The 21,013-nt window shown below is 51.2% G+C and carries 16 protein-coding genes; 12 read left to right on the forward strand and 4 right to left on the reverse strand.

Annotated elements, in window-relative coordinates; translation table 11 throughout:
• The first annotated feature begins 64 nt into the window (after window positions 1-64).
• Window positions 65-2,620 carry a peptidoglycan glycosyltransferase/peptidoglycan DD-transpeptidase MrcA gene (gene mrcA, locus AC1DUO_RS04445; RefSeq protein ID WP_112198410.1) on the forward strand — a complete coding sequence of 852 codons (2,556 nt, stop codon included), beginning with the start codon at window positions 65-67 and terminating at the stop codon, window positions 2,618-2,620.
• 74 nt (window positions 2,621-2,694) lie between these two features.
• On the opposite strand, the gene nudE is transcribed toward mrcA, so the two are convergent.
• Window positions 2,695-3,252, reverse strand: a complete 558-nt coding sequence (gene nudE, locus AC1DUO_RS04450) for an ADP compounds hydrolase NudE (protein WP_013573609.1) — start codon at window positions 3,250-3,252, stop codon at window positions 2,695-2,697.
• Between the two features lie 442 nt (window positions 3,253-3,694).
• On the opposite strand from nudE, the gene AC1DUO_RS04455 reads away from it, so the two are divergent.
• The 7 genes from AC1DUO_RS04455 to AC1DUO_RS04485 all read left to right on the forward strand — a co-directional run bounded on the left by AC1DUO_RS04455 (window position 3,695) and on the right by AC1DUO_RS04485 (window position 10,660).
• The gene (locus AC1DUO_RS04455) at window positions 3,695-5,842 is read left to right on the forward strand and encodes an intracellular growth attenuator family protein (RefSeq protein WP_477986612.1); all 2,148 of its coding nucleotides are present in this window, start codon (window positions 3,695-3,697) and stop codon (window positions 5,840-5,842) included.
• 114 nt (window positions 5,843-5,956) lie between these two features.
• Window positions 5,957-6,646 (forward strand): GMP/IMP nucleotidase, encoded by a 690-nt coding sequence (gene yrfG, locus AC1DUO_RS04460; RefSeq protein ID WP_119261116.1) that lies wholly within the window; start codon window positions 5,957-5,959, stop codon window positions 6,644-6,646.
• Window positions 6,647-6,670: 24 nt separating this feature from the next.
• Window positions 6,671-7,075 (forward strand): ribosome-associated heat shock protein Hsp15, encoded by a 405-nt coding sequence (gene hslR / locus AC1DUO_RS04465; protein ID WP_013573605.1) that lies wholly within the window; start codon window positions 6,671-6,673, stop codon window positions 7,073-7,075.
• Window positions 7,076-7,133: 58 nt separating this feature from the next.
• Entirely contained in the window at window positions 7,134-8,018 is an 885-nt protein-coding gene (gene hslO / locus AC1DUO_RS04470; protein ID WP_037033672.1) for an Hsp33 family molecular chaperone HslO, read from the forward strand.
• A 227-nt stretch (window positions 8,019-8,245) separates the two neighbouring features.
• A complete protein-coding gene (gene pckA, locus AC1DUO_RS04475; RefSeq protein ID WP_013573603.1) occupies window positions 8,246-9,868 on the forward strand; it encodes a phosphoenolpyruvate carboxykinase (ATP) in 1,623 nt (540 codons plus the stop codon).
• 103 nt (window positions 9,869-9,971) lie between these two features.
• The gene (locus tag AC1DUO_RS04480; protein ID WP_013573602.1) at window positions 9,972-10,184 is read left to right on the forward strand and encodes a FitA-like ribbon-helix-helix domain-containing protein; all 213 of its coding nucleotides are present in this window, start codon (window positions 9,972-9,974) and stop codon (window positions 10,182-10,184) included.
• Entirely contained in the window at window positions 10,181-10,660 is a 480-nt protein-coding gene (locus AC1DUO_RS04485) for a PIN domain-containing protein (protein ID WP_013573601.1), read from the forward strand. Before AC1DUO_RS04480 ends, AC1DUO_RS04485 begins: the two co-directional genes overlap by 4 nt.
• A gap of 212 nt (window positions 10,661-10,872) precedes the next feature.
• Here AC1DUO_RS04485 and envZ read toward each other — a convergent pair whose 3' ends face one another.
• Both envZ and ompR read right to left on the reverse strand, forming a co-directional pair.
• On the reverse strand, window positions 10,873-12,234 hold the full coding sequence (gene envZ, locus AC1DUO_RS04490) for a two-component system sensor histidine kinase EnvZ (RefSeq protein WP_477986616.1): 1,362 nt from the start codon (window positions 12,232-12,234) through the stop codon (window positions 10,873-10,875).
• Window positions 12,231-12,950: an osmolarity response regulator transcription factor OmpR gene (gene ompR, locus AC1DUO_RS04495; protein ID WP_009635740.1), complete on the reverse strand. Its 720-nt coding sequence runs from the start codon at window positions 12,948-12,950 to the stop codon at window positions 12,231-12,233. Before ompR ends, envZ begins: the two co-directional genes overlap by 4 nt.
• A gap of 589 nt (window positions 12,951-13,539) precedes the next feature.
• On the opposite strand from ompR, the gene AC1DUO_RS04500 reads away from it, so the two are divergent.
• The 4 genes from AC1DUO_RS04500 (at window position 13,540) to AC1DUO_RS04515 (ending at window position 18,620) form a co-directional block, all read left to right on the forward strand.
• Entirely contained in the window at window positions 13,540-14,088 is a 549-nt protein-coding gene (locus AC1DUO_RS04500) for a fimbrial protein (RefSeq protein WP_013573598.1), read from the forward strand.
• A gap of 104 nt (window positions 14,089-14,192) precedes the next feature.
• A complete protein-coding gene (locus AC1DUO_RS04505; protein ID WP_013573597.1) occupies window positions 14,193-14,879 on the forward strand; it encodes a fimbrial biogenesis chaperone in 687 nt (228 codons plus the stop codon).
• A 105-nt stretch (window positions 14,880-14,984) separates the two neighbouring features.
• Window positions 14,985-17,495: a fimbria/pilus outer membrane usher protein gene (locus AC1DUO_RS04510; RefSeq protein WP_477986620.1), complete on the forward strand. Its 2,511-nt coding sequence runs from the start codon at window positions 14,985-14,987 to the stop codon at window positions 17,493-17,495.
• Between the two features lie 9 nt (window positions 17,496-17,504).
• Window positions 17,505-18,620 carry a fimbrial protein gene (locus AC1DUO_RS04515; RefSeq protein ID WP_119261113.1) on the forward strand — a complete coding sequence of 372 codons (1,116 nt, stop codon included), beginning with the start codon at window positions 17,505-17,507 and terminating at the stop codon, window positions 18,618-18,620.
• A 14-nt stretch (window positions 18,621-18,634) separates the two neighbouring features.
• Here the strand turns inward: AC1DUO_RS04515 and pbpC are convergent, their stop codons facing one another.
• Window positions 18,635-21,004, reverse strand: coding sequence for a penicillin-binding protein 1C (pbpC, locus tag AC1DUO_RS04520; protein WP_477986623.1), 2,370 nt, complete (start codon window positions 21,002-21,004; stop codon window positions 18,635-18,637).
• Between the last annotated feature and the right edge of the window lie 9 nt (window positions 21,005-21,013).

The raw sequence follows: 21,013 nt of genomic DNA on the forward strand, positions 1-21,013 counted from the left end.
TGCCTTTATACTACCGCGCGGTTGTTTATAAACTGCCCAATTGACACTTAATGGGAAATCTCAGGTGAAGTTCGTAAAGTATTTATTGATTCTTGCAGTGTGTTGCATTTTGCTGGGAGCCGCCTCGATCTTCGGTTTGTATAAATATATCGAGCCACAGCTACCCGATGTCGCCACGCTTAAAGACGTGCGCTTGCAAACACCAATGCAAGTTTTCAGTGCCGAGGGTGATTTAATCGCTCAATATGGTGAAAAGCGCCGTATCCCACTGAAACTCGACCAGATCCCACCGGAACTGGTGCATGCGTTTATCGCGACAGAAGACAGTCGTTTCTATGAACATCACGGCGTGGACCCGATCGGTATTTTCCGTGCGGCTTCCGTTGCGCTGGTGTCCGGCCACGCCTCACAGGGCGCGAGTACCATTACTCAGCAACTGGCCCGTAACTTCTTCCTGAGTCCTGAACGCACGCTGACCCGTAAAATCAAGGAAGCATTTCTGGCCATCCGCATTGAGCAGATGATGTCCAAAGATGAAATCCTTGAGCTGTATCTGAATAAGATCTATCTCGGTTATCGCGCTTATGGCGTGGGTGCCGCTGCACAGGTTTACTTCGGGAAAAATGTCAACCAACTGACACTCAGTGAAATGGCGGTGATTGCCGGTCTGCCAAAAGCACCGTCAACCTTCAATCCGCTGTATTCTCACGATCGTTCCCTGGCGCGTCGCAACACCGTACTGGTGCGTATGCTGGATGAGAAATACATCACGCAGGCCCAGTACGATCAGGCGCGTGCTGAGCCGCTGGTGGCGAATTATCATGCTCCACATATCGAGTTTTCTGCGCCGTATCTGACCGAAATGGTGCGTCAGGAGATGGTGAAACGTTATGGCGACAACGCTTATAACGATGGCTACATGGTTTACACCACCATTACCAAGAAAACCCAGCTGGCCGCGCAGGAAGCCCTGCGCACCAACGTGCTCAATTACGATATGCGCCACGGTTACCGTGGCCCGTCAAATCAGTTATGGAAAGTGGGTGAACCTGCGTGGGATCAGGACAAGATTGTTCAGTCGCTGAAAACCCTGCCAGTGTATGGCCCGCTGTTCCCGGCCGTTATCACCGCAACGGACGACGCTCAGGCGACGGCAACGATGTCCAACCGCGCGGTCATCAGCCTGCCATTCAGCGGCATGCGCTGGGCGCGACCTTACCGTAATGACAATGCTCAGGGCCCGACTCCGAAAAAAGTCACTGACGTGGTGCGCCCTGGTCAGCAAGTTTGGGTACGTAAAGTGGGTGATGACTGGTGGCTGGCGCAGGTGCCTGATGTCAACTCAGCCATCGTTTCACTCAATCCAAACGACGGTGCCATTGAAGCGCTGGTCGGCGGGTTTGACTTCAACCAGAGTAAGTTTAACCGCGCCAATCAGGCGGTTCGTCAGCTCGGTTCGAACATCAAACCTTTCCTGTATACCGCAGCAATGGATAAAGGCCTGACGCTGGCGACTATCCTGAATGACATGCCAATCACCCGCTGGGATGCCGGTGCCGGTACCGACTGGCGGCCGAAGAACTCCCCGCCAACGTATTACGGTCCGATCCGTTTACGTCAGGGTCTGGGCGAGTCTAAAAACGTGGTGATGGTGCGTGCGATGCGTGCGATGGGTGTGGATTACGCGGCTGAATATCTGCAGCGTTTTGGCTTCCCGGCGGCGAACATTGTTCATTCCGAATCACTGGCATTGGGTTCTGCTTCATTCACTCCGTTACAGGTGGTGCGCGGTTACGCCACACTGACCAACGGCGGTTATCTGGTTGACCCGTATTTCATCACCAAAATCGTGGATGAATCCGGCCAGGTTCAGTTTGAAGCCAAACCTAAAATCGCCTGCCGTACCTGTAATATTCCGGTTATTTATGGGGATACGCAGAAATCTGCCGTGCTGTCGGATGACAACGTAGAAAATGTTGCTACGTCCACCATCAATAACAATACCAGTGTGCCAACGCCACAACTTGAGCAGGTTCCGCCGAACTCGCCACAGGTTGATGCCGCACAGCAATACGCACCGCATGTGATCAGTACTCCTCTGTCATTCCTGATCAGTGATGCACTGAACTCCAACATCTTCGGGGAACCGGGCTGGATGGGGACGGGCTGGCGCGCAGGACGCGACCTGAAACGTCACGACATTGGCGGCAAAACCGGGACAACCAACAGCTCGAAAGATGCCTGGTTCTCCGGATATGGTCCTGACGTGGTGACATCAGTCTGGATTGGCTTTGACGATCACCGTCGTGATTTGGGCCGTTCGACGGCTTCCGGTGTCATCCCGGATCAAATCTCCGGTGCCGAAGGCGGCGCGAAAAGTGCTCAGCCAGCCTGGGATGATTACATGAAAGCCGTGCTGGAAGGAGTGCCGGAACAGCCACAGACTCCGCCTCCGGGTGTGGTGACCGTCACTATCGATAAGAGTACCGGTAAGCTTTCTGACGGCGGCGGTAACAGTCGCCCGGAATACTTTATCGACGGGACTCAGCCGACAGAACATGCTGTGCATGAGGTCGGAACAACCATCATGGATAACGGTCAGGAACACGAACTGTTCTGATGCCTGAGCTGTAAAGCAAAAAGCCGGTCTGCGTAATGCATGACCGGCTTTTTTAATGATGTTTTATCGCAGGCTCAGCGGGCATTGCGCATCAGAAACTCATGCGCCAGAAATAACGCACTCACGTTGCGGGCTTCGCAAAAATCGGGATGTTGCAACAGTTCCATCATGCGTGACACCGGCCAGCGCGTTTGTGGCAAAGGTTCCGGCTCATCACCTTCCAGGCTTTTCATATACAAATCTTTAGCAATGACGATATTCATGCGACTGGAGAAGTAAGAAGGTGCCATGGTCAGTTTTGCCAGCACGTCAAAGTGCCGTGCACCGTAGCCCACTTCTTCCATCAGTTCCCGGTTCGCCGCCTCAAGCACACCTTCACCCGGATCAATCAGGCCCTTGGGAAAACCCAGCTCGTAGCTTTCAATCCCAACGGCATATTCCTGAATTAACAACAGCTCATCATCAATGATCGGTACAATCATCACCGCTTCACGATCGGAAGGACGCATGCGTTCATACACGCGTTCAGCGCCATTGCTGAATGTCAGATCAACAGATTCGATGGTGAATAATCGCGAACGGGCTACGGTTTCCACCTTCGTAATTTTCGGTTTTTGCAGGTGTTGTGTCATCTCATCCCCAACTTATTATTCACCTGACCAGAGGTGTTCTAATGGGTTCGTTTGTCTGTTCAAAAGCCGCTACCGGTAGTCATTGTGCGTTAAGGAGCGTCAGCATCGCAATCTTTACTGAAAAACTGTCTTTGTCCTGCCTATTTCCCGTTCAAAATGTCACTAAATAATCGCCGTTAATCGCGCAAAAAAAACACGTTGACTCATGGCTGTCACATTTTTGCTTTAACAAAAACACTCTCACTTAAAAATAGGATTATACCGATACCCGTTAATTCCCAAATGCAGGTATCCTCTAGCGTGGTATTTTTGTGCACGCGATTCAGATTAACAATAATAAAATTCCTATCAAAAAGCACCCATGCGCAGAATGTGCATTTCGTTATATGTATAATACTTTCACAGAGTTGACGTAAGTCACCCACGTCTGAACGGGGATCGGATGAGCACAGTAGTCGTGACACTGGTGTTGTTGTGTATCGCAATTATTGCCACAGCGTCTTATTTTTGGCTCGTATTGCGTCGCCGCCAACGCGGCGAGTCAGTCGTGCGTTTTTCCACACCCAGTCAGCGCAAACTCTCCCAGAAAGAACGCGACGCAGTAGAACGCTATCTGCGACAAAATGAAGGCCTCGGCCAGACACCGATCACCCACCGCAATAATCTGATTATCCTGCGAGATAAACTGACGCTGACCACCAAAAGCGAAAATGTTTATAGCCTGACCCGCGCGATCACCCGTTATGGGGTGGCGAGCGAAGATCCTAACAAATGGCGTTACTTCCTCGATTCTACTGAAATTCACCTGCCGCCATTCTGGGAGCAATACATTGCTCAGGAAAACCAGGTCGAGCTGATCAAAACACAGACTCTGCCGCTGGTGATTTCACTCAACGGTCATACGCTGACCGAGCACGTTTACGATGGCCCGGCGCCGGTTTCGGCGGTGATACCTTCTCAGCCGCAAAATGCGTCTATCCGTCATGAAGAAAGCGAGCATATTGAACTGGTCAAAGTGCGTCGCGAAACACGTGAAGAGCATGCGCTGACCCGTTCGAATGGTGTAAAAGAAGCGCTGGCTGTTTCCGCTATTCTGCTTCTGCTTTTCATCACACTGCAAAGTCCGGTGATATTTCTGCCCTGGTTGCTGGTGATTTCGGCAGGATTAGCCGCCTGGGTTATCTGGCGGTTTGTGTCTGAACGTTTAGGTAAAAATCGTAAGGAAATTCATTGCCTGCGCGGCTTACCTAAACGCTGGGGTTTGTTCGGTGAATCCAAACAAGGTGATATCAGCAATATTTCGCTCGGTGCGGTAGACCTGATTTATCCGCCTCACTGGCAGCCCTATATTGGTCGTGATCTCGGACAGCCAACGGACGTGGAAGTCTATATGAACAGCCACGTTGTCCGCCAGGGAAGCTATCTGACACTGCACGAGGAAGTGAAAAGATTCCCGCTCCAGCAGTGGGGAAGAAACCTGGTGCTCGCCACCAGCGCCTTCCTCTTGCTGCTGGCGTTACTGGTTTATGTGCCGCTTGGCCTGCCGCTCAAACTCAGCGTAGCCTGGCTGCAAGGTGCACAAAGTTCGCAGGTTAACAGCGTACAGGAACTGGAAAAGGCTGCCCTGCGCGTCGGCGACACCCTGAAAGTTCAGGGTACCGGCATGTGTTATGTGCCACCGGCGGCCAGCCGTTCTGCATCCGGTTTTATGCCTTTTGATTGTTCCGCGATTTACTGGAATACCGCGACGCCGCTGCCGGTGCCGCAGTCAGAAATTATTGATGCAGCTACAGCGCTGCAAACCACGGTGAACAACCAGCTGCATCCCGGCCAGAACCAAACCCCCGAGCAAAACATTAACCCGCAACTGGCCACCGCCATCGAGAAATCCGGGATGATCCTGCTTGATGATTTCGCGGATATCGTGCTGAAAACCGAAACGCTATGCGGAAACAGTAACGATTGTGTTCGTCTGAAAAATGCGCTGGTGAATCTGGGCAATTCGAGCAACTGGAATTCGCTGGTGAAGCGGGCAAAAGCAGGCACATTGCAGGGGATTAACGTTCTGCTGCGTCCGGTCAGCGCGCAATCGCTGAGTGAACTGGTGAATAACGCAACGTCTTCTTTCTTTGTTCAGGAAACCCGTCGCGCCGCTGACAGCCTTAACAGCCCGCCACCGGGCGGATTCTTGATCAGTAACGATGAAGGACGCCAGTTGATTGAAATGCCCACGCCTCCGGTCAGCGTGTTTGCTAACCCGCCTCAGGAGCAGTGGAAGCAACTGCAACAATTATCGACACTCCTGCTACATACACCGTTCAGTGCGCAGGGCGTGATCACCAGTATCAGCATTGATGCCAACGGAACCCGTCACATTTCGTTGCACAGCGAGCCGGATATCTCAACGCTCTGGCGCTATCTGGGCACCAGCTTATTACTGTTACTGTTAATCGGTGTTCTGGCGGTCAATCTCGTGCTGTTTACCCGCCGTTTCATCAAAGATAAGCGCAGAATCGACGATATTCAGCAATATTATAACTCCTGCTTTCATCCCACATTAATGCCAATCCCCGTGCAAAAACTGGGCTGAAAACCACCGGGTGTCCCTGCGCCACCCGGTCAGATTATGCTACCCTGACGCCCTTCCCTGCTTTCATCTGTTCGCCCCTGCGGTTTCTCACAGCCGCAAGAACCTGGAGTCTTCATGCCCCCCGATTTTGACTGGCAATGCATCGATACTGTTTTACTGGATATGGACGGCACATTGCTGGATCTGGCTTTTGACAGCCAGTTCTGGTTGCAGGATGTCCCTCTTGCCCTTAGCCAGCAGCGTGCGATCCCGCTTGAAAACGCGCGCCAGTTAATTCATGACGAATATCTTGCCGTCCAGCACACCATGAACTGGTATTGCTTCGACTACTGGAGTGAAAGGCTGAGTCTGGATATCTACCAGATGACGACGAACATCGGCAAAAATGCGCGTCTTCGCGACGACACGCTGCCGTTTCTGGTTCACCTGCGTGAAAGCGGACGACAGACAATTTTGCTCACCAATGCGCATCCGCACAGTCTTTCCGTTAAAATTGAACATACCGGATTAGACCAGCACCTTGATTTATTACTTTCCACCCACACATTTGGTTATCCGAAGGAAGATCAGCGGCTGTGGTCTGCAGTTCAGCAACAAACGGGCTTTAATCCCGACAGGACATTATTTGTCGATGACGGTGAACCGATCCTGAATGCGGCAAAAACCTTCGGCATCCGCTATTGTCTGGGTATAGAAAATCCGGACTCGACCATGGCAAATAAGTCATTTGAAGGACATCCTTCCATCAATGATTACCGCAGCCTGTTGCCTGCAATTCACCCCGTAACAGGCCCGGCTAAGTAACACCGGTACGCTCAGGGGAAGAATATGAAAGGTAAAACGGAAGACGACGATAATGCAGTACGCCTCGATAAATGGTTGTGGGCGGCTCGTTTTTATAAGACCCGCGCGCTGGCACGCGAGATGATTGATGGCGGCAAAGTGCATTACAACGGTCAGCGGGGGAAACCCAGCAAGCTGATGGAACTGAATGCCGAAATTACATTGCGTCAGGGAAATGACTCAAAAACGATCATCGTTCTGGGGCTGACCACTCAGCGCCGTAGTGCAGAAGAAGCACAGAAACTGTATCAGGAAACTGAGGCGAGCATTGCCAGCCGGGAAAAAATCTCCGAAGCACGCAAAATGAACGCGATGCCGCATCCGGACAGACGTCCGGACAAAAAGGAACGCCGCAACCTGATCAAATTTAAATATGGCGATTCTGAATAAATCCAAAGTCCTTCCAGGAGGGATGAAGGATTTGAGTTCGCTAAACAGAGAGAAAATTATGTCTAATCACGACCAACTGCATCGCTACCTGTTCAATCATCACGCCGTTCGCGGTGAACTGGTCTCGCTCAAAGAGACTTTCCAGCAGGTTATTGCCGGTCACGACTATCCGGCAGAAGTGCGCAATCTGCTGGGTGAAATGTTGGTGGCGACCAGCCTGCTGACTGCCACCCTGAAATTTGACGGCGATATTACCGTGCAGTTGCAAGGTGATGGTCCGCTGAAACTGGCCGTGATCAACGGTAACAACAAGCAGGAACTGCGCGGCGTCGCACGTCTGCAGGGTGACATTACCGAAGGCAGCTCGCTGAAAGAGATGATTGGCAACGGCTACATGGTGATCACGATTTCTCCGACCGTCGGCGAACGCTATCAGGGCGTCGTGGGGCTGGAAGGCGAAAACCTGGCAGAGTGTCTGGAAAACTACTTCATGCAGTCAGAACAGCTGCCAACCCGCATCTTCATCCGCACGGGTGAAGTTGAAGGCCAGCCTGCTGCAGGCGGCATGTTGTTGCAGGTTCTGCCAGCGCAAGATACTGATCCGGAAGAGTTCAGCCATCTGGCACAACTGACCACCACCATCAAGGCGCAAGAGCTGCTGACCCTGCCTGCCAACGAAGTGCTTTATCGTCTGTATCATCAGGAAGAGGTCACCCTGTATGAACCGCAGAATGTCTGTTTCCGTTGCACCTGTTCCCGCGAACGTTGTGCAGCAGCGTTGCTGACGCTGCCGGATGAAGATGTGCTCGACATGCTGGAAACTGATGGAAAAATAGAGATGCACTGCGATTATTGCGGCACGGACTATGAATTTGACGCGATGGATATGGCGACACTGAAAGCTGGCGGCGACGTTCATTCCGGAGATGACCACGTTCATTGATCGTTAACACGCGCAGCCTGAGGGACTTTTCACTGAAAAGTCCCTTTTTTATTGCTATTCCATAACCTCATTTGCACACCTTTCGGGTTTTTCATCACAATTCTGGAAAAACATTCACATCTACCGTTATTCTTTGAGAGCTGTCGTGGCACAAAAGCGATATATACCTACAATAGCAACTGATTTATCCCTATTTACGGGATTCAAATTCAGCAAGGAGCAGGGAAATGCCTACCACTATCGGGATCACCGCCGAAACACTCTCCCAGTATGGGATCCACCAGAATAGCGAAATTGTCTATAACCCTGATTACGAAACTCTTTTTGCAGAAGAGACGGCCCCGGGCCTGGAAGGTTATGAGCGCGGGCAGGTGACAGAGCTCGGTGCAGTGAATGTCGATACTGGCATTTTCACCGGCCGCTCGCCGAAAGATAAATACATCGTCCGTGATGACACCACACGCGATACGCTCTGGTGGGCTGATCAGGGCAAAGGGAAAAATGATAACAAACCGCTGTCGCAGGAAATCTGGACATCACTCAAGGCGCTGGTCAGCAAGCAGCTATCCGGGAAACGTTTGTTTATCGTTGATGCCTTCTGCGGTGCCAATGCAGACTCGCGCCTGAAAGTACGCTTTATTACGGAAGTCGCCTGGCAGGCACATTTCGTCAAGAACATGTTCATTCGCCCCGAAGTCAATGAACTGGAAAATTTCGAGCCTGATTTCATCGTGATGAACGGCGCGAAATGTACCAATCCGGACTGGCAGAAACAGGGCCTGAATTCTGAAAACTTCATCGCTTTCAATCTGACCGAGCGTATCCAGCTGATAGGCGGCTCGTGGTACGGCGGCGAAATGAAGAAAGGCATGTTCGCAGTCATGAACTATCTGCTGCCATTGCAGGGTATCGCCTCAATGCATTGCTCAGCGAACGTCGGCGAAAAAGGCGATGTGGCGGTGTTCTTTGGTCTCTCCGGTACCGGCAAAACCACCTTATCCACCGATCCGAAGCGTCAGCTTATCGGTGATGATGAGCACGGCTGGGACGATGACGGCGTCTTTAACTTTGAAGGTGGCTGCTATGCCAAAACCATCAAACTGAGCAAAGACGCCGAGCCGGAAATTTTCGGTGCGATAAAACGCGATGCCTTGCTGGAAAACGTGATGGTCAGCGCAGACGGCAAAATCGACTTCAATGACGGCAGCAAGACTGAGAATACCCGCGTCTCCTACCCGATTTATCACATTCAAAATATCGTGAAACCGGTATCGAAAGCCGGTCACGCCAGTAAAGTGATTTTCCTGACAGCCGATGCGTTTGGCGTATTGCCGCCGGTTTCCCGTCTCACAGCCGCGCAAACGCAATACCATTTCCTGTCCGGTTTCACTGCGAAGCTGGCCGGAACTGAGCGCGGTGTCACTGAACCCACGCCAACCTTTTCTGCCTGCTTTGGTGCGGCGTTCCTGATGCTGCACCCGACGCAATACTCCGAAGTATTGGTGAAGCGCATGGAAGCTGCAGGCGCTCAGGCCTATCTGGTGAACACTGGCTGGAATGGTACCGGCAAACGTATTTCGCTGAAAAATACCCGCGCTATTATCGACGCGATCCTCAACGGCACCATTGATGATGCGGAAACCTTCACCTTGCCGCTGTTTAATCTGGCGGTGCCGGTTGAGCTGCCGGGCGTCGACACGCATATTCTGGATCCGCGCAATACTTACGCCAGCCGTGAACAGTGGCAGGAAAAAGCTGAACATCTGGCACAGTTATTTATCGATAACTTCGACAAATACACCGATACCCCGGCTGGCGCCGCACTGGTCAGTGCCGGACCGAAACGCTAATCTGCTGGCAAACTCTTATCAGGCGCGGGCTTCCGCGCCTTTTTTATTGCAACCAGCCCAGCGGCATTTCAGAATGACAGCATTGCTGTCAGAGGAGCCTGATATGGCGACGATTACCGTTCGTAATCTGGATGATGATGTGAAGGAATTACTGCGCATTGCGGCGGCCAGAAAAGGCCATTCGATGGAAGAAGAAGCACGTTTGATACTAAAACAGGCGCTGACCACTACTGTGCCTGATTTTGGTCTGGGCAGTCAGCTGCGCCAGCGCTTTTCTTCCCTGAGCGTGGAACATCTGGAACTGCCACCGAAATGATCATCCTCAATACTGCCGTCATCCTTGAGATGATTAGCCCCTTCCCGCAAAAGAACGTGCTGCAATGGCTGGACGCGCAGGACGCCACACAACTGTATCTGACCAGCCTGAGCGTCGCGGCACTTTTCAGCTGGGCGGATAGTCTGCCGGAGAATCAGCCGAAAGCCGCGCTTTCGGACGCTTTGCTGGAGATGATGAACCAGGATTTCGCGGGCAGGCTGTTGCCGTTTGATGCGGCCAGCGCGCTGTATTACCCGCGTGTGATGGCCTTATCGAAGGCGGCCAATATTGAGATGGCGGAGCGTGATATGCAGCTCGCGGCAATCTGCCTGAACCATCAGGCGGGGCTTGCCACGGATCACGCAGAAGTGTTTGCCCACACGGGCGTGGTGTTAGTTAATCCATGGGATACGGCGGAAACACCACGATGGCGGGAAGAAGCGGCAGAGTATTATGTGATGAGCAGGAAGAATTAAGCCAGCGGCTGGGCTGCTGTTAAACCGTGGGTTGCCACCCACACTGGCCTTAAAGGTGGCTTATCGCCACCCCCCTTAAGGAATCCCGGGCTCTATTGCGCGCTCCGCGCTGGCTATGTTTCAGCTGCCGCAGCGCGATAAGTGATCGCCGAAATTGAGAAACCGAAACTTTCACCTGTCTGAATAAAAGGGATCATTAAGGCTCCCCTTAATCAAACCAGTTTTTGCTGTACCGCCACCGCTTTCAGCATCTCAACCGGTAACGGCAGATAGGCCCGAATTCGTAATCCCCCGCGGTCACTTTTCCCGATATCCAGCGTGCCTGAGTGGGCATCAATAATGCGCTGAACAATCGCCAGCCCGAGTCCGGTTCCGCTGGTAGTTCGCGCACTTTCGCCACGCACAAATGGCTGAAACAGATGCTTAAGCTGGTCAGGCTCAATGCCCGGGCCGTCGTCTTCAACCTGGAACCAGGCCCGCTGCAATTCGCGACCACTACTGACTTTAATCCAGCCGTCGCCATAACGGGCAGCATTCACCACCATATTCACCACGGCACGTTTGATAGACAGCGGATGAGCATTGACCAGCAATTCGCCGTCCGCCAGACCAGAGTCGATCTCACGTTCATAAGCGCTTTCCGTCGCAATCACTTCGCCCAGAATACCGTTAAGATCGGTGATCTCGGTCGGCATCTCCTGTCCGGTGCGCAGATAATCGATGAACTGCTCAATAATCGCGTTGCACTCTTCGATATCTTTATTGATCGACTCGGCGAGATAACTGTCATCGTCACTCATCATTTCGGTCGCCAGACGAATGCGCGTCAGCGGCGTACGCAGATCATGGCTGACGCCCGCCATCAGAAGGGTACGGTCATCGGCCAGCAGTTTGACACCGGCAGCCATCTGATTAAACGCCCGCGTCACAGAACGCACTTCAGACGCACCGTATTCACGCAGCGGCGGCGGAATAATACCTTTCCCTACCTGCAACGCCGCATGCTCCAGCTCAACCAGGGGGCGGTTCTGTATACGGATAAACAGCCACGCGCCACCAATCGCCAGCAACATAATCGCCAACGTATAGCGGAACAGCGGAGAGAAATCGCCCTGATGGATTTCAGTAAGGGGAACCCGCACCCAGATGTCAGGCGACAACCAGGTTTTCAGCCACACCACCGGGGTATTTTTATTGACCTCGACGCGCACGTCAGTAGGACCACCGAGTTGCTGCGCCATCTGCTGACTGAGGAATTCGTAATGCTGCGCCCAGCGCAGGCCACTCTCCTCGGCCGCAGAGTTGGTATAAAGAGAAATGCCCAGTTCGCGGTAGATTTCGCGACGAAATGCCGGTGGAACCGCCAGCAACGTCCCATCTTCCAACTGCAGCCGGTCAGTCATCAGCATACGGACTTCGTATGCCAATACCTTATTGAACTGCTGCAGGCTGGGCAGAATGGCGAAGTTCAGCACCACCAGATAGGTCGTCACCAGGCTGACGAACAGCAAGGTGACGATTAATAACAGAGTTCGGGCAAACGAGCTACGCGGTGAAAAGCGTATTCGCTTCATGCCTTACTGCCGTCCGGTACAAATACGTAGCCCAGACCCCAGACAGTCTGAATGTAACGCGGATGCGCCGGATCTTCTTCTACCATACGACGCAGACGGGAAATCTGCACATCGATAGAGCGTTCCATCGCACTGTATTCACGGCCACGCGCCAGATTCATCAGCTTGTCACGGGACAGTGGCTCACGCGGATGGCTTACCAGCGCTTTCAGCACGGCAAACTCACCACTGGTCAGTGGCATAGGCTCATCTTCACGGAACATTTCGCGGGTGCCGAGGTTTAGTTTGAACTTACCAAATGAGATAACCGCCTCTTCCTGAGAAGGTGCGCCTGGCAGTTCATTGGCCTGACGCCGCAGGACTGCGCGGATACGCGCCAGCAGTTCACGCGGGTTAAATGGCTTAGGAATGTAGTCGTCGGCGCCGATTTCCAGGCCCACGATACGGTCAACTTCTTCCCCTTTCGCCGTCACCATGATGATCGGCATCGGGTTACTCTGGCTGCGCAGACGACGGCAGATAGATAAACCATCTTCGCCAGGCAACATCAGATCCAGAACCATCAGGTGGAATGACTCACGGGTCAGCAAACGGTCCATTTGTTCAGCATTGGCAACGCTACGCACCTGGAAGCCCTGTTCAGTCAGATAACGCTCCAAAAGTGCACGCAGGCGCATATCGTCATCGACCACCAGAATCTTGTGATTTTCTTGCATTTAAATCTCCCAAAGGCGTGAATGCCTCAAGCTTGTATTGTTAGAAAAGTCAGCCAAAACAGACAGCGTTTAATGGTATATATTCTAGTCGAAATTGTAACAATGATTATGGATTTCCTAATTTATCAACAATATCAGAGGAGTCTTCTGCAAGCGAAGGTTGGTTTGTTACGGGGTGTCCCGCTCTGCAAACCTGCTCATCCGTTTTTCTGGTCATTATCTGAGCATTTCTGCCGAAAGTATCAGGAAAATGATCATCTCAATGTGCCCGTGGGGATAAAAGTTTGGTGATTTTACTTATTCGTTTGATTAATAATAAAGTGATAAGGATAATATTTTATTTGAGAAATAGATCATTTACCCACCAACTGATCATTTGAATGAATTAACCAAACCATAAAGATCATAGACAGTGATATTTCAGATTAAAAACTCATTATCATTTAATTAGACAGGATGCCACCGACTATTCAATGTATAGAACACTTGATAGAATTCGGCGTCTGAAGGTGATGAATTCACTTTATTTAATCCGATAAAGTCATCTTTAGATTAACCACTAATTTTTATTTCTGAATGGACGCAAAAAATGAAAACCAAGTTCAAGCTCTTAGCGGGTGGGATATTTTTGGCTATGGCTGCAAATAGCTATGCGATCGATGGCGCTATTAATTTTACGGGTGCGATTGTTGAAGAGGCCTGTGAAATCAATGGGGGTGAAGAGCTCAATATACCTTTAGGGACTTATTCAGCAGCTCAATTCCAGGAAATTGGTGATCTCTCTCCGAAGATCCCTTTTACCCTGCCACTTGATAACTGTCCTGTCGTTACTGAAAGTAATCCTACTCCTCACTTCCGGATATGGCTGGAGTCAGATACCGTTGCTGATACCACTGATTTGATTGCACTTGGCAATGATTACGGTGATGAAATGGCGGATGGTGTCGGCATCAGAATCGAAGATGCAGAAACCAACGAGATAATGAAAATCAACGGATTACCTGACATCATCTATCCAATCCCCGGAAAGGTTATGAATGTCAACCTTCTCGCATACTATGAGTCGTTTAAATTGCCTGGCGATATCACTGCCGGTGCAGCAGACGCGCGCGTGAAAGTCACTCTCGATTACAGATAAGTACTTTGAGCCTTGCCCTGTAAAAATTAATTCTACAGGGCATCTCTTATACGTTTATTCAATTACCGCATGAATATATTGCTACTGTAAGGATTCATATTCGAATGGGTAAGTCAAAAATATTAACATTACTTTTCATTATAACTTCAGTAGTTACATCACAAATAACCTATGCCGGCGGAATTATTGTCGGACGGACACGCGTTATTTATGATGCAGATAAAAGGGAAGCTACCCTTTCCGTTAAAAATAATGCCGATAACAATCCTTTCCTCATACAATCGTGGGTTGATGCGGGGGGAGAAAAAACACGCGGTCCTTTTATTATCACCCCGCCACTATTTCGACTGAATGCTCAACAGGAAAGTAACCTGCGCATTTCCTATAACGGCAGCGTCCTCCCGACAGACAGAGAGTCCGTTTTCTATATCAATGTTAAAGCGATACCTTCAACGCCAAAAAATACAAAAAACGAACTTAAACTGGTGGTCAATACGCGGATAAAGCTCTTTTACCGGCCAACAAAACTGCCCGGAAAATCGTTTGAAGCACCGAAGGCGCTCACTTTCTCCAGAAATAACGGTCATCTCGTTATCAAGAATCAGAGCCCTTATCACGTTGTTTTCAGTTCACTCAGCATTGGCTCAACTTTTTTAAAAGAGGTGGCCATGATTGCGCCATTGAGCGAGCTGGATGTCATTCTTCCCGCGAAAATCTCAGGCAACAGTGTGAAATGGGAAGCGATAAATGACTATGGCGGCACGACAGAACGATATGAGCAACCTCTGTAACCGGACCAATAAAGCCACGCCATAACTCACAGCAATCGCCTAATTACGGCAACTCAGAAGCACGAGAAAACTATGCTCACGGATGAAAAATTTTTACAGAAGAGCTTGTCTGGAGACATTAAAAAGACCTCCGCGCCGCTCGTGCTAAAACTGGGTGGCCTGCTGGCCAGTACGGCTTTGGGATTACTCGCCGCTCACCCGGCCCGTTCAGAAAATGTCTATTTCGATCCTCAGTTCATCGAGCGTCAAGCCGGTGATGTTGGGGATGTCGACCTCTCGTTGTTCCAGAGTAATGACCAGGCACAGTTACCAGGTAACTATGACACTGCATTGTATGTGAATAAAAAATTAAAAATACGTCATTCAATCAGCTACTTGTCCAAACCAGACGGCACGCTTGAGCCACAGATCACGCCTGATATATTGCGGTTACTGGGCGTCAATGTTGATGCGTTTCCGGCGTTAAAAAATCATCAGCCGGACGCACCTTTGGGTTCGCTTGCACAATATATCCCTGCTGCAGACGTCAAATTTGATTTCTACCTCATGCAGCTTAATTTCAGCATTCCGCAGGCAGCGATCCTTCAAAAAGCTGAAGACTATATTGATCCGGAAAAATGGGATGACGGCGCACCTGTACTTTTCTCAAATTATTCCTATTCAGGCGGCCAGAGGAGTTACCGAAATGGCAGTGATGATTCCAGCCAATACCTGAATCTGCAAAATGGCTTCAACGTAGGCCCGTGGCGCTTACGTAATTATACGACTTACAGCAACAGCGGAGGTGAGAAGCGTTGGGATACGATCTCAACCTACGCCGAACGGGATATCAAAACCTTAAAATCAAAATTCCAAATCGGTGAAAACTCGACCTCCGGAGAAATCCTCAGCAGTGTCCCGTTCTCCGGGGTTCAGCTTTTTTCTGACGATAATATGCTGCCAAACAGCCAGCGCGGTTTCGCACCCACCATCCGGGGTATTGCAAACTCAAATGCAGAAGTCACTATCCGGCAAAATGATCACATTATTTATCAGTCTTTTGTCCCTCCGGGTGCCTTTGAGATTAACGATCTTTATCCCTCATCCTACAGCGGAAATCTTGAGATAACGGTGAAAGAAGCTGACGGGACTGAACGCCGGTTTAATCAGCCTTTTTCAGCGATTCCCATCATGCAACGCCCTGGTCGTTTGAAATACAGCGCAACTGCGGGGACTTATCGCGCGACAGATAACAATGAGAAAGAGCCAACCTTTGCTCAAGGTACGGCTATCTATGGTCTTTCAAACACCATTACGTCCTACGGTGGCTCTGTGGTATCTGAAGATTACCTCTCAGGACTCATCGGTATTGGTTATAACCTCCGGTGGCTGGGCGGCATTTCGGCTGATGTTACCCATGCCCGTTCCACACTGGACAATAATCAAACCACCTCAGGTCAGTCATATCGCGTCCAGTATTCGAAAAATATTGAAATGACCGACACAGATTTCAGTCTGGCAAGCTATCGGTACTCAAGTGCGGGATATTACGACTTCGATGAGTCCACACAATATCTTGATGGCGACAATGCTCCGGAACTTGATTATCACAAACGCAGTAAAATCCAGTTCAATATCAATCAGACATTGTGGCAAGGCGCGAGCCTGTATCTGTCAGGATACAAACAGGACTACTGGAATAACAGCGGCAAGGAGAAGAATCTCTCACTGGGCTTAAACAACAGTCTGTTTGGTATCAGCTATAACCTGAGCTATTCCTACAGCCAGTTACAGGATCAGGATAACGATCAACAGATATCCCTGAACGTCCGTATTCCGCTCAGCCGTTGGTTGCCACAAAGCTGGGGGACATACAATGTCTCTCACCAGAAAGGCGAAGGGACACGGCATCAGGTTGGATTAAGCGGAACCGCGCTTGACGATCGTCGCCTGAGCTATTCAGTTCAGCAAAGTTATACCGATCATAACAGTGAAAGCGGCAGCAACCTTTACTCTTCTTACCGCTCCTCCTTTGGCAATCTCAATGCAGGTTACAATTACAGCAGGGATTCTCAGCAACTCAGCTACGGCATTGCCGGTGGGATCGTGGCGCATTCCCGGGGTGCCACTTTGTCTCAACCCCTCGGTGATTCCTTTGCATTGATAGATACCAATGGGGCCAGTGGGGCACGTCTGCAAAATCTTCCTGGCGTCAGAACAGACTGGCGTGGTTTTGCTGTCGTCCCGTATCTGACTGCGTATAACGAAAACCGTATCGCCATGGACACCACCACCCTGCCTGACGACGTAGATATCGAAAATACCTCAGCCATTGTGATCCCGAATTCCGGCGCCATGGTGACGGCACATTTTGATGCCCGAGTGGGGGCCAGAGTTTTGGTGACACTTGTCAGACCAAACGGGGCCACAGTCCCGTTTGGTGCCGTGGCGGCCACTGATAAACAAAGCAATATCGTGGATGAKGGCGGCGTCGTTTATCTGTCAGGTATCCCGTTAGAAAAACCCGTTTTACTTCATGTCAAATGGGGGAATAACGCATCTCAGCAATGTCAGGCTCAACTCAACATTTCTGCCTCAACCTCTCAGGTGAATTCGCTGAAGGCTCAGTGTATTTAAGGATAATTCATGCACACTAAAAAACAGGTTTTGCACAACCTGACATCACTCATAAAGCTCGCACTGTTGGGGATCGCCATAAATAGTTTTTCATCCCTCGCACAAGCGGGATCGGCAATGTGCTCGCCAGAAAATGGTGCCGCCGTGAGTTATGAAAACTTTCTTCATGAAGACATCCCCGCGTCGGACAACGAGAGAGGGAAAAAGTATGAAAAAAGCATGAATGGTGGAATGCAAAATTACACCATTGCCTGCAATTGTACCGACAAAGATGCCAGCAGCCGCAGTGGAGTACTGCTGATGTACACCGTAAAAACCGCCTTACCTAAGGGAACTGAGCCGGGATATTACAAAATTAATGACCACATTGATGTCAAAGCAAGCCTTGATCTGCCTCCGGCAACTGATGTTCCGGTGCCGACGACCAAAACACTTGGCGATGCCACGCATCACACAGATGCAAATAATAACGGCGTTTGCGTGCAGCAAAATACCCGTGCCAGCCTCGACATTGGTTCTCAAGGTTCATTAACTTTTTATATCACCACCCCTTTTATCGGAGAACTGGATATACCAAGAACAGAGATCGCTGAGATTTATTTGTCATCAGGTACGGCCATAGTGACCGCCCCTCCGCTTGGCTCCCCTGTTGCCCGCGTCTACGTCAGCGGAAAACTGACCGTACCCCAAAGCTGCGAAATCAATAAAGGTGAAACGATCACGGTCAATTTCGGTGCCATCGCCACCAATAAATTCACCACGCTCAATCAGCCTCCCAGAGGGTTTATTCCTGTAACGTTCAACATTACGTATGACTGCACAGCCAATGGATTGCCGAAGATCCCGGCAGGTACACAGCTTGCCATGCTGTTGAAGGGGGACGACCTGACAGATCAGTACACGCTGGTCGCCAGACGCCGGCCTTCTGACAATAAAGCCGATATTGGCATTCGCGTTGAGAATGCCAGCGGTACAGCGATCCCTTTTGAATCTGGAAACTTACCCATGAATCAAAACGGTATGGGAAACATCTCTATGACGGCTTACCCAATTAACCTCATTGGTGGCGGGCTGGATACCGGCGAATTCAGTGGGATGGCGACCTTGAAAATAGATATCCGATAAGCCTGCCACGCTGTTCAGTTCACAATCTCAATACTCACCAACCGGCTGTCCGCGCGCCCGTGGTCGTCCACCGCGCGAATGCGATACTGGCCGTTATTGATAGGCCGCCAGTCGATAGCGGATTTGCTGGCGGAGCTGCCGAGGTAGATGTCATCGACAAACCAGTACACCGTTTTACTGTCCGCATCCGTGACCGCATTAAAGGAAATCCGGTCACGGCCTTGCTGTGACTGCCGCAGCGTGTAGGTGGTATTTTTCAGCGGTGACGTGATGCGTGGCGGATTGCCACTCACGTCAACGCCCTCATCCTTGCAGTGATTCGCCGGGGGCTTACGTTTTGGCAACCCTGCCTGTGCAAAAACATTCGCCAGATCCGATGGCCAGAACTCAAACACTTCCGTACGGGTTTCGTCCTCCTCATAAGGCGGGCATGCCACTTCACCGGTCAGTTTATCGAGGCGCACCGGGCGGTAAACCGTATCGACTTTGATCGGCGACTTGCCCGGAATAAACCAGGTTTTGCCTTTTTGCTGGCACCATGGCGTCGGCAAATCACCGCTGGCCAGGCAGATATCCACCCTTTTCAACCCTTTGGGAAACGGGCGTTTGGGTTCCTGCAAATCAGGATAACTGGCGGTAATGCTGTCGATAATATTGAAGAACAGCGGCGCGGCCGCATCGGCACCGACAAACACGTTGTTGCCTTTGCTGTCGAAATTCCCTTCCCACACCACCAGCACGTAAGGCCCGAAAACCCCCACGCTCCAGGCATCACGAAAGCCCCAGGACGTGCCGGTTTTCCAGTAAACTGGCAGTGAAGACGGTGCCTGTGCCAGCGTATCACCCGGACGGCGGTGCTGGCGCAGCATATCGAGGGTGATGAAACTGGCCTCTTCACTCAGTAACCTGACCGGCGCTGTCTGCCGCGGATCGGATTTCTGCATCCGTAACGGCTGTAAGACGCCACGGTTCGCCAGCAATGCGTACAGTTTTGCCAGTTCCTGCATCGTCACTTCGCCACCGCCCAGCACCAGCGATAAACCATAATGGTTCTCGCTGGACATATCCGCCACGCCGGAAAGACGCAGAAACTGATAGAACGTCGGCTGGCGAAGCTGTGAAGCCACATACACGGCCGGAATGTTGCGGCTGAAGTTCAGCGCATCGGTGGCAGTCACTGGTCCGAGAAATCGCCGGTCGAAATTCTCCGGCGCATATGCCCCAAATGCTGAAGGTACATCTTTGAGAATAGTCATCGGATGCAGCACGCMCTGCTCCATGCCCAGCGCGTAAATAAACGGTTTGAGCGCCGAACCGGGCGAGCGTTTCGCATTGGTGCCGTTCACCTGCCCCTGAATCGTACGGTTGTAGTAATCGGCGGAACCGACCAGCGCACGCACACCCATATCACGGGTATCGGCCAGCACAACAGCAGCATTGTGAATCCCACGGCTTTCGTTGCGGGTGATAAACGCATTCACCTGCCGCTCGATCAGCCGCTGCAAACCGGCATCCAGCGTGGTGTCGATACGGGTATCCGTGCGGATAATTTGCGGGTTCTGCTGGCGTAACTGCTCGATGAAATGCGGCGCAATATAAGGCATCTGTTCGGGCTGGCGCAGTGCCAGCGGCAATCTGAACAATGAAGTCTGGCTGCTGTCGGTTGCATAATGGGCCTGCCAGCGCTGGAAAAGCCGGTTACGAGCCTGCGTCAGCGCCGCACCGACAACACCCGTTTTAGAGTCGATACGGTAGCTCGGCGATTGTGGCAGAACCGCCAGCGTCAGTGTTTCCGGTAACGTCAGATCCTTCGGGGCTTTGTTGAAATAAATCAGGCTGGCCGCGCCAATGCTTTCAATATTTCGCCCGTACGGTGCGGTATTCAGATAGGCTTCGAGAATGTCATGTTTGGAATAACTCAGTTCCAGTTGCACCGCGCGCAGAACCTGCATGATTTTACCCGATGGCGTGCGGGTGTTCAGATGCCAGTGCATCCGCGCCAGTTGCATCGTGATAGTGGAGCCGCCCTGCATCTTTCCACCCGTCACATAGCTGCGCCAGAACCCCCGCATCAGGCTGAACGGGTTAAAACCGGGGTTGATATAAAACCAGCGATCTTCATGCAGCAACAAGCTTTTCACCGCCAGTGGAGAAACCTGTTCAAGCGGCGTCCAGAGGCGATAACGGTCGTCGTTCGCCAGCGTGATGCGCATCAGCGTACCCTGACGGTCATAATAGGCGGTGGAAAAAGGCTGGCCCTGAGAAAGGAGCGGATGTGGCCAGAGGCGGCATGCCACAATAATCATCGCCAGTAAAAAAACCGCCATCGCGATGTTTTGCAGCAGACGTTTGGCTGTTTTAGAAAATGCGCGAAAGGTGATCATCTTGCTACT

This window comes from Rahnella sp. P4_A8, from assembly GCF_056402435.1.

Bases quoted from the DNA above. Each gene is read 5' to 3' on its own strand.
- hslO (WP_037033672.1), top strand. From the start codon at position 7,134: ATGTCTAATCACGACCAACTGCATCGCTACCTGTTCAATCATCACGCC.
- pckA (WP_013573603.1), top strand. From the start codon at position 8,246: ATGCCTACCACTATCGGGATCACCGCCGAAACACTCTCCCAGTATGGG.
- AC1DUO_RS04485 (WP_013573601.1), top strand. From the start codon at position 10,181: ATGATCATCCTCAATACTGCCGTCATCCTTGAGATGATTAGCCCCTTC.
- AC1DUO_RS04455 (WP_477986612.1), top strand. From the start codon at position 3,695: ATGAGCACAGTAGTCGTGACACTGGTGTTGTTGTGTATCGCAATTATT.
- AC1DUO_RS04500 (WP_013573598.1), top strand. From the start codon at position 13,540: ATGAAAACCAAGTTCAAGCTCTTAGCGGGTGGGATATTTTTGGCTATG.
- AC1DUO_RS04505 (WP_013573597.1), top strand. From the start codon at position 14,193: ATGGGTAAGTCAAAAATATTAACATTACTTTTCATTATAACTTCAGTA.
- AC1DUO_RS04480 (WP_013573602.1), top strand. From the start codon at position 9,972: ATGGCGACGATTACCGTTCGTAATCTGGATGATGATGTGAAGGAATTA.
- ompR (WP_009635740.1), bottom strand. From the start codon at position 12,950: ATGCAAGAAAATCACAAGATTCTGGTGGTCGATGACGATATGCGCCTG.
- AC1DUO_RS04515 (WP_119261113.1), top strand. From the start codon at position 17,505: ATGCACACTAAAAAACAGGTTTTGCACAACCTGACATCACTCATAAAG.
- nudE (WP_013573609.1), bottom strand. From the start codon at position 3,252: ATGACACAACACCTGCAAAAACCGAAAATTACGAAGGTGGAAACCGTA.
- yrfG (WP_119261116.1), top strand. From the start codon at position 5,957: ATGCCCCCCGATTTTGACTGGCAATGCATCGATACTGTTTTACTGGAT.
- envZ (WP_477986616.1), bottom strand. From the start codon at position 12,234: ATGAAGCGAATACGCTTTTCACCGCGTAGCTCGTTTGCCCGAACTCTG.
- hslR (WP_013573605.1), top strand. From the start codon at position 6,671: ATGAAAGGTAAAACGGAAGACGACGATAATGCAGTACGCCTCGATAAA.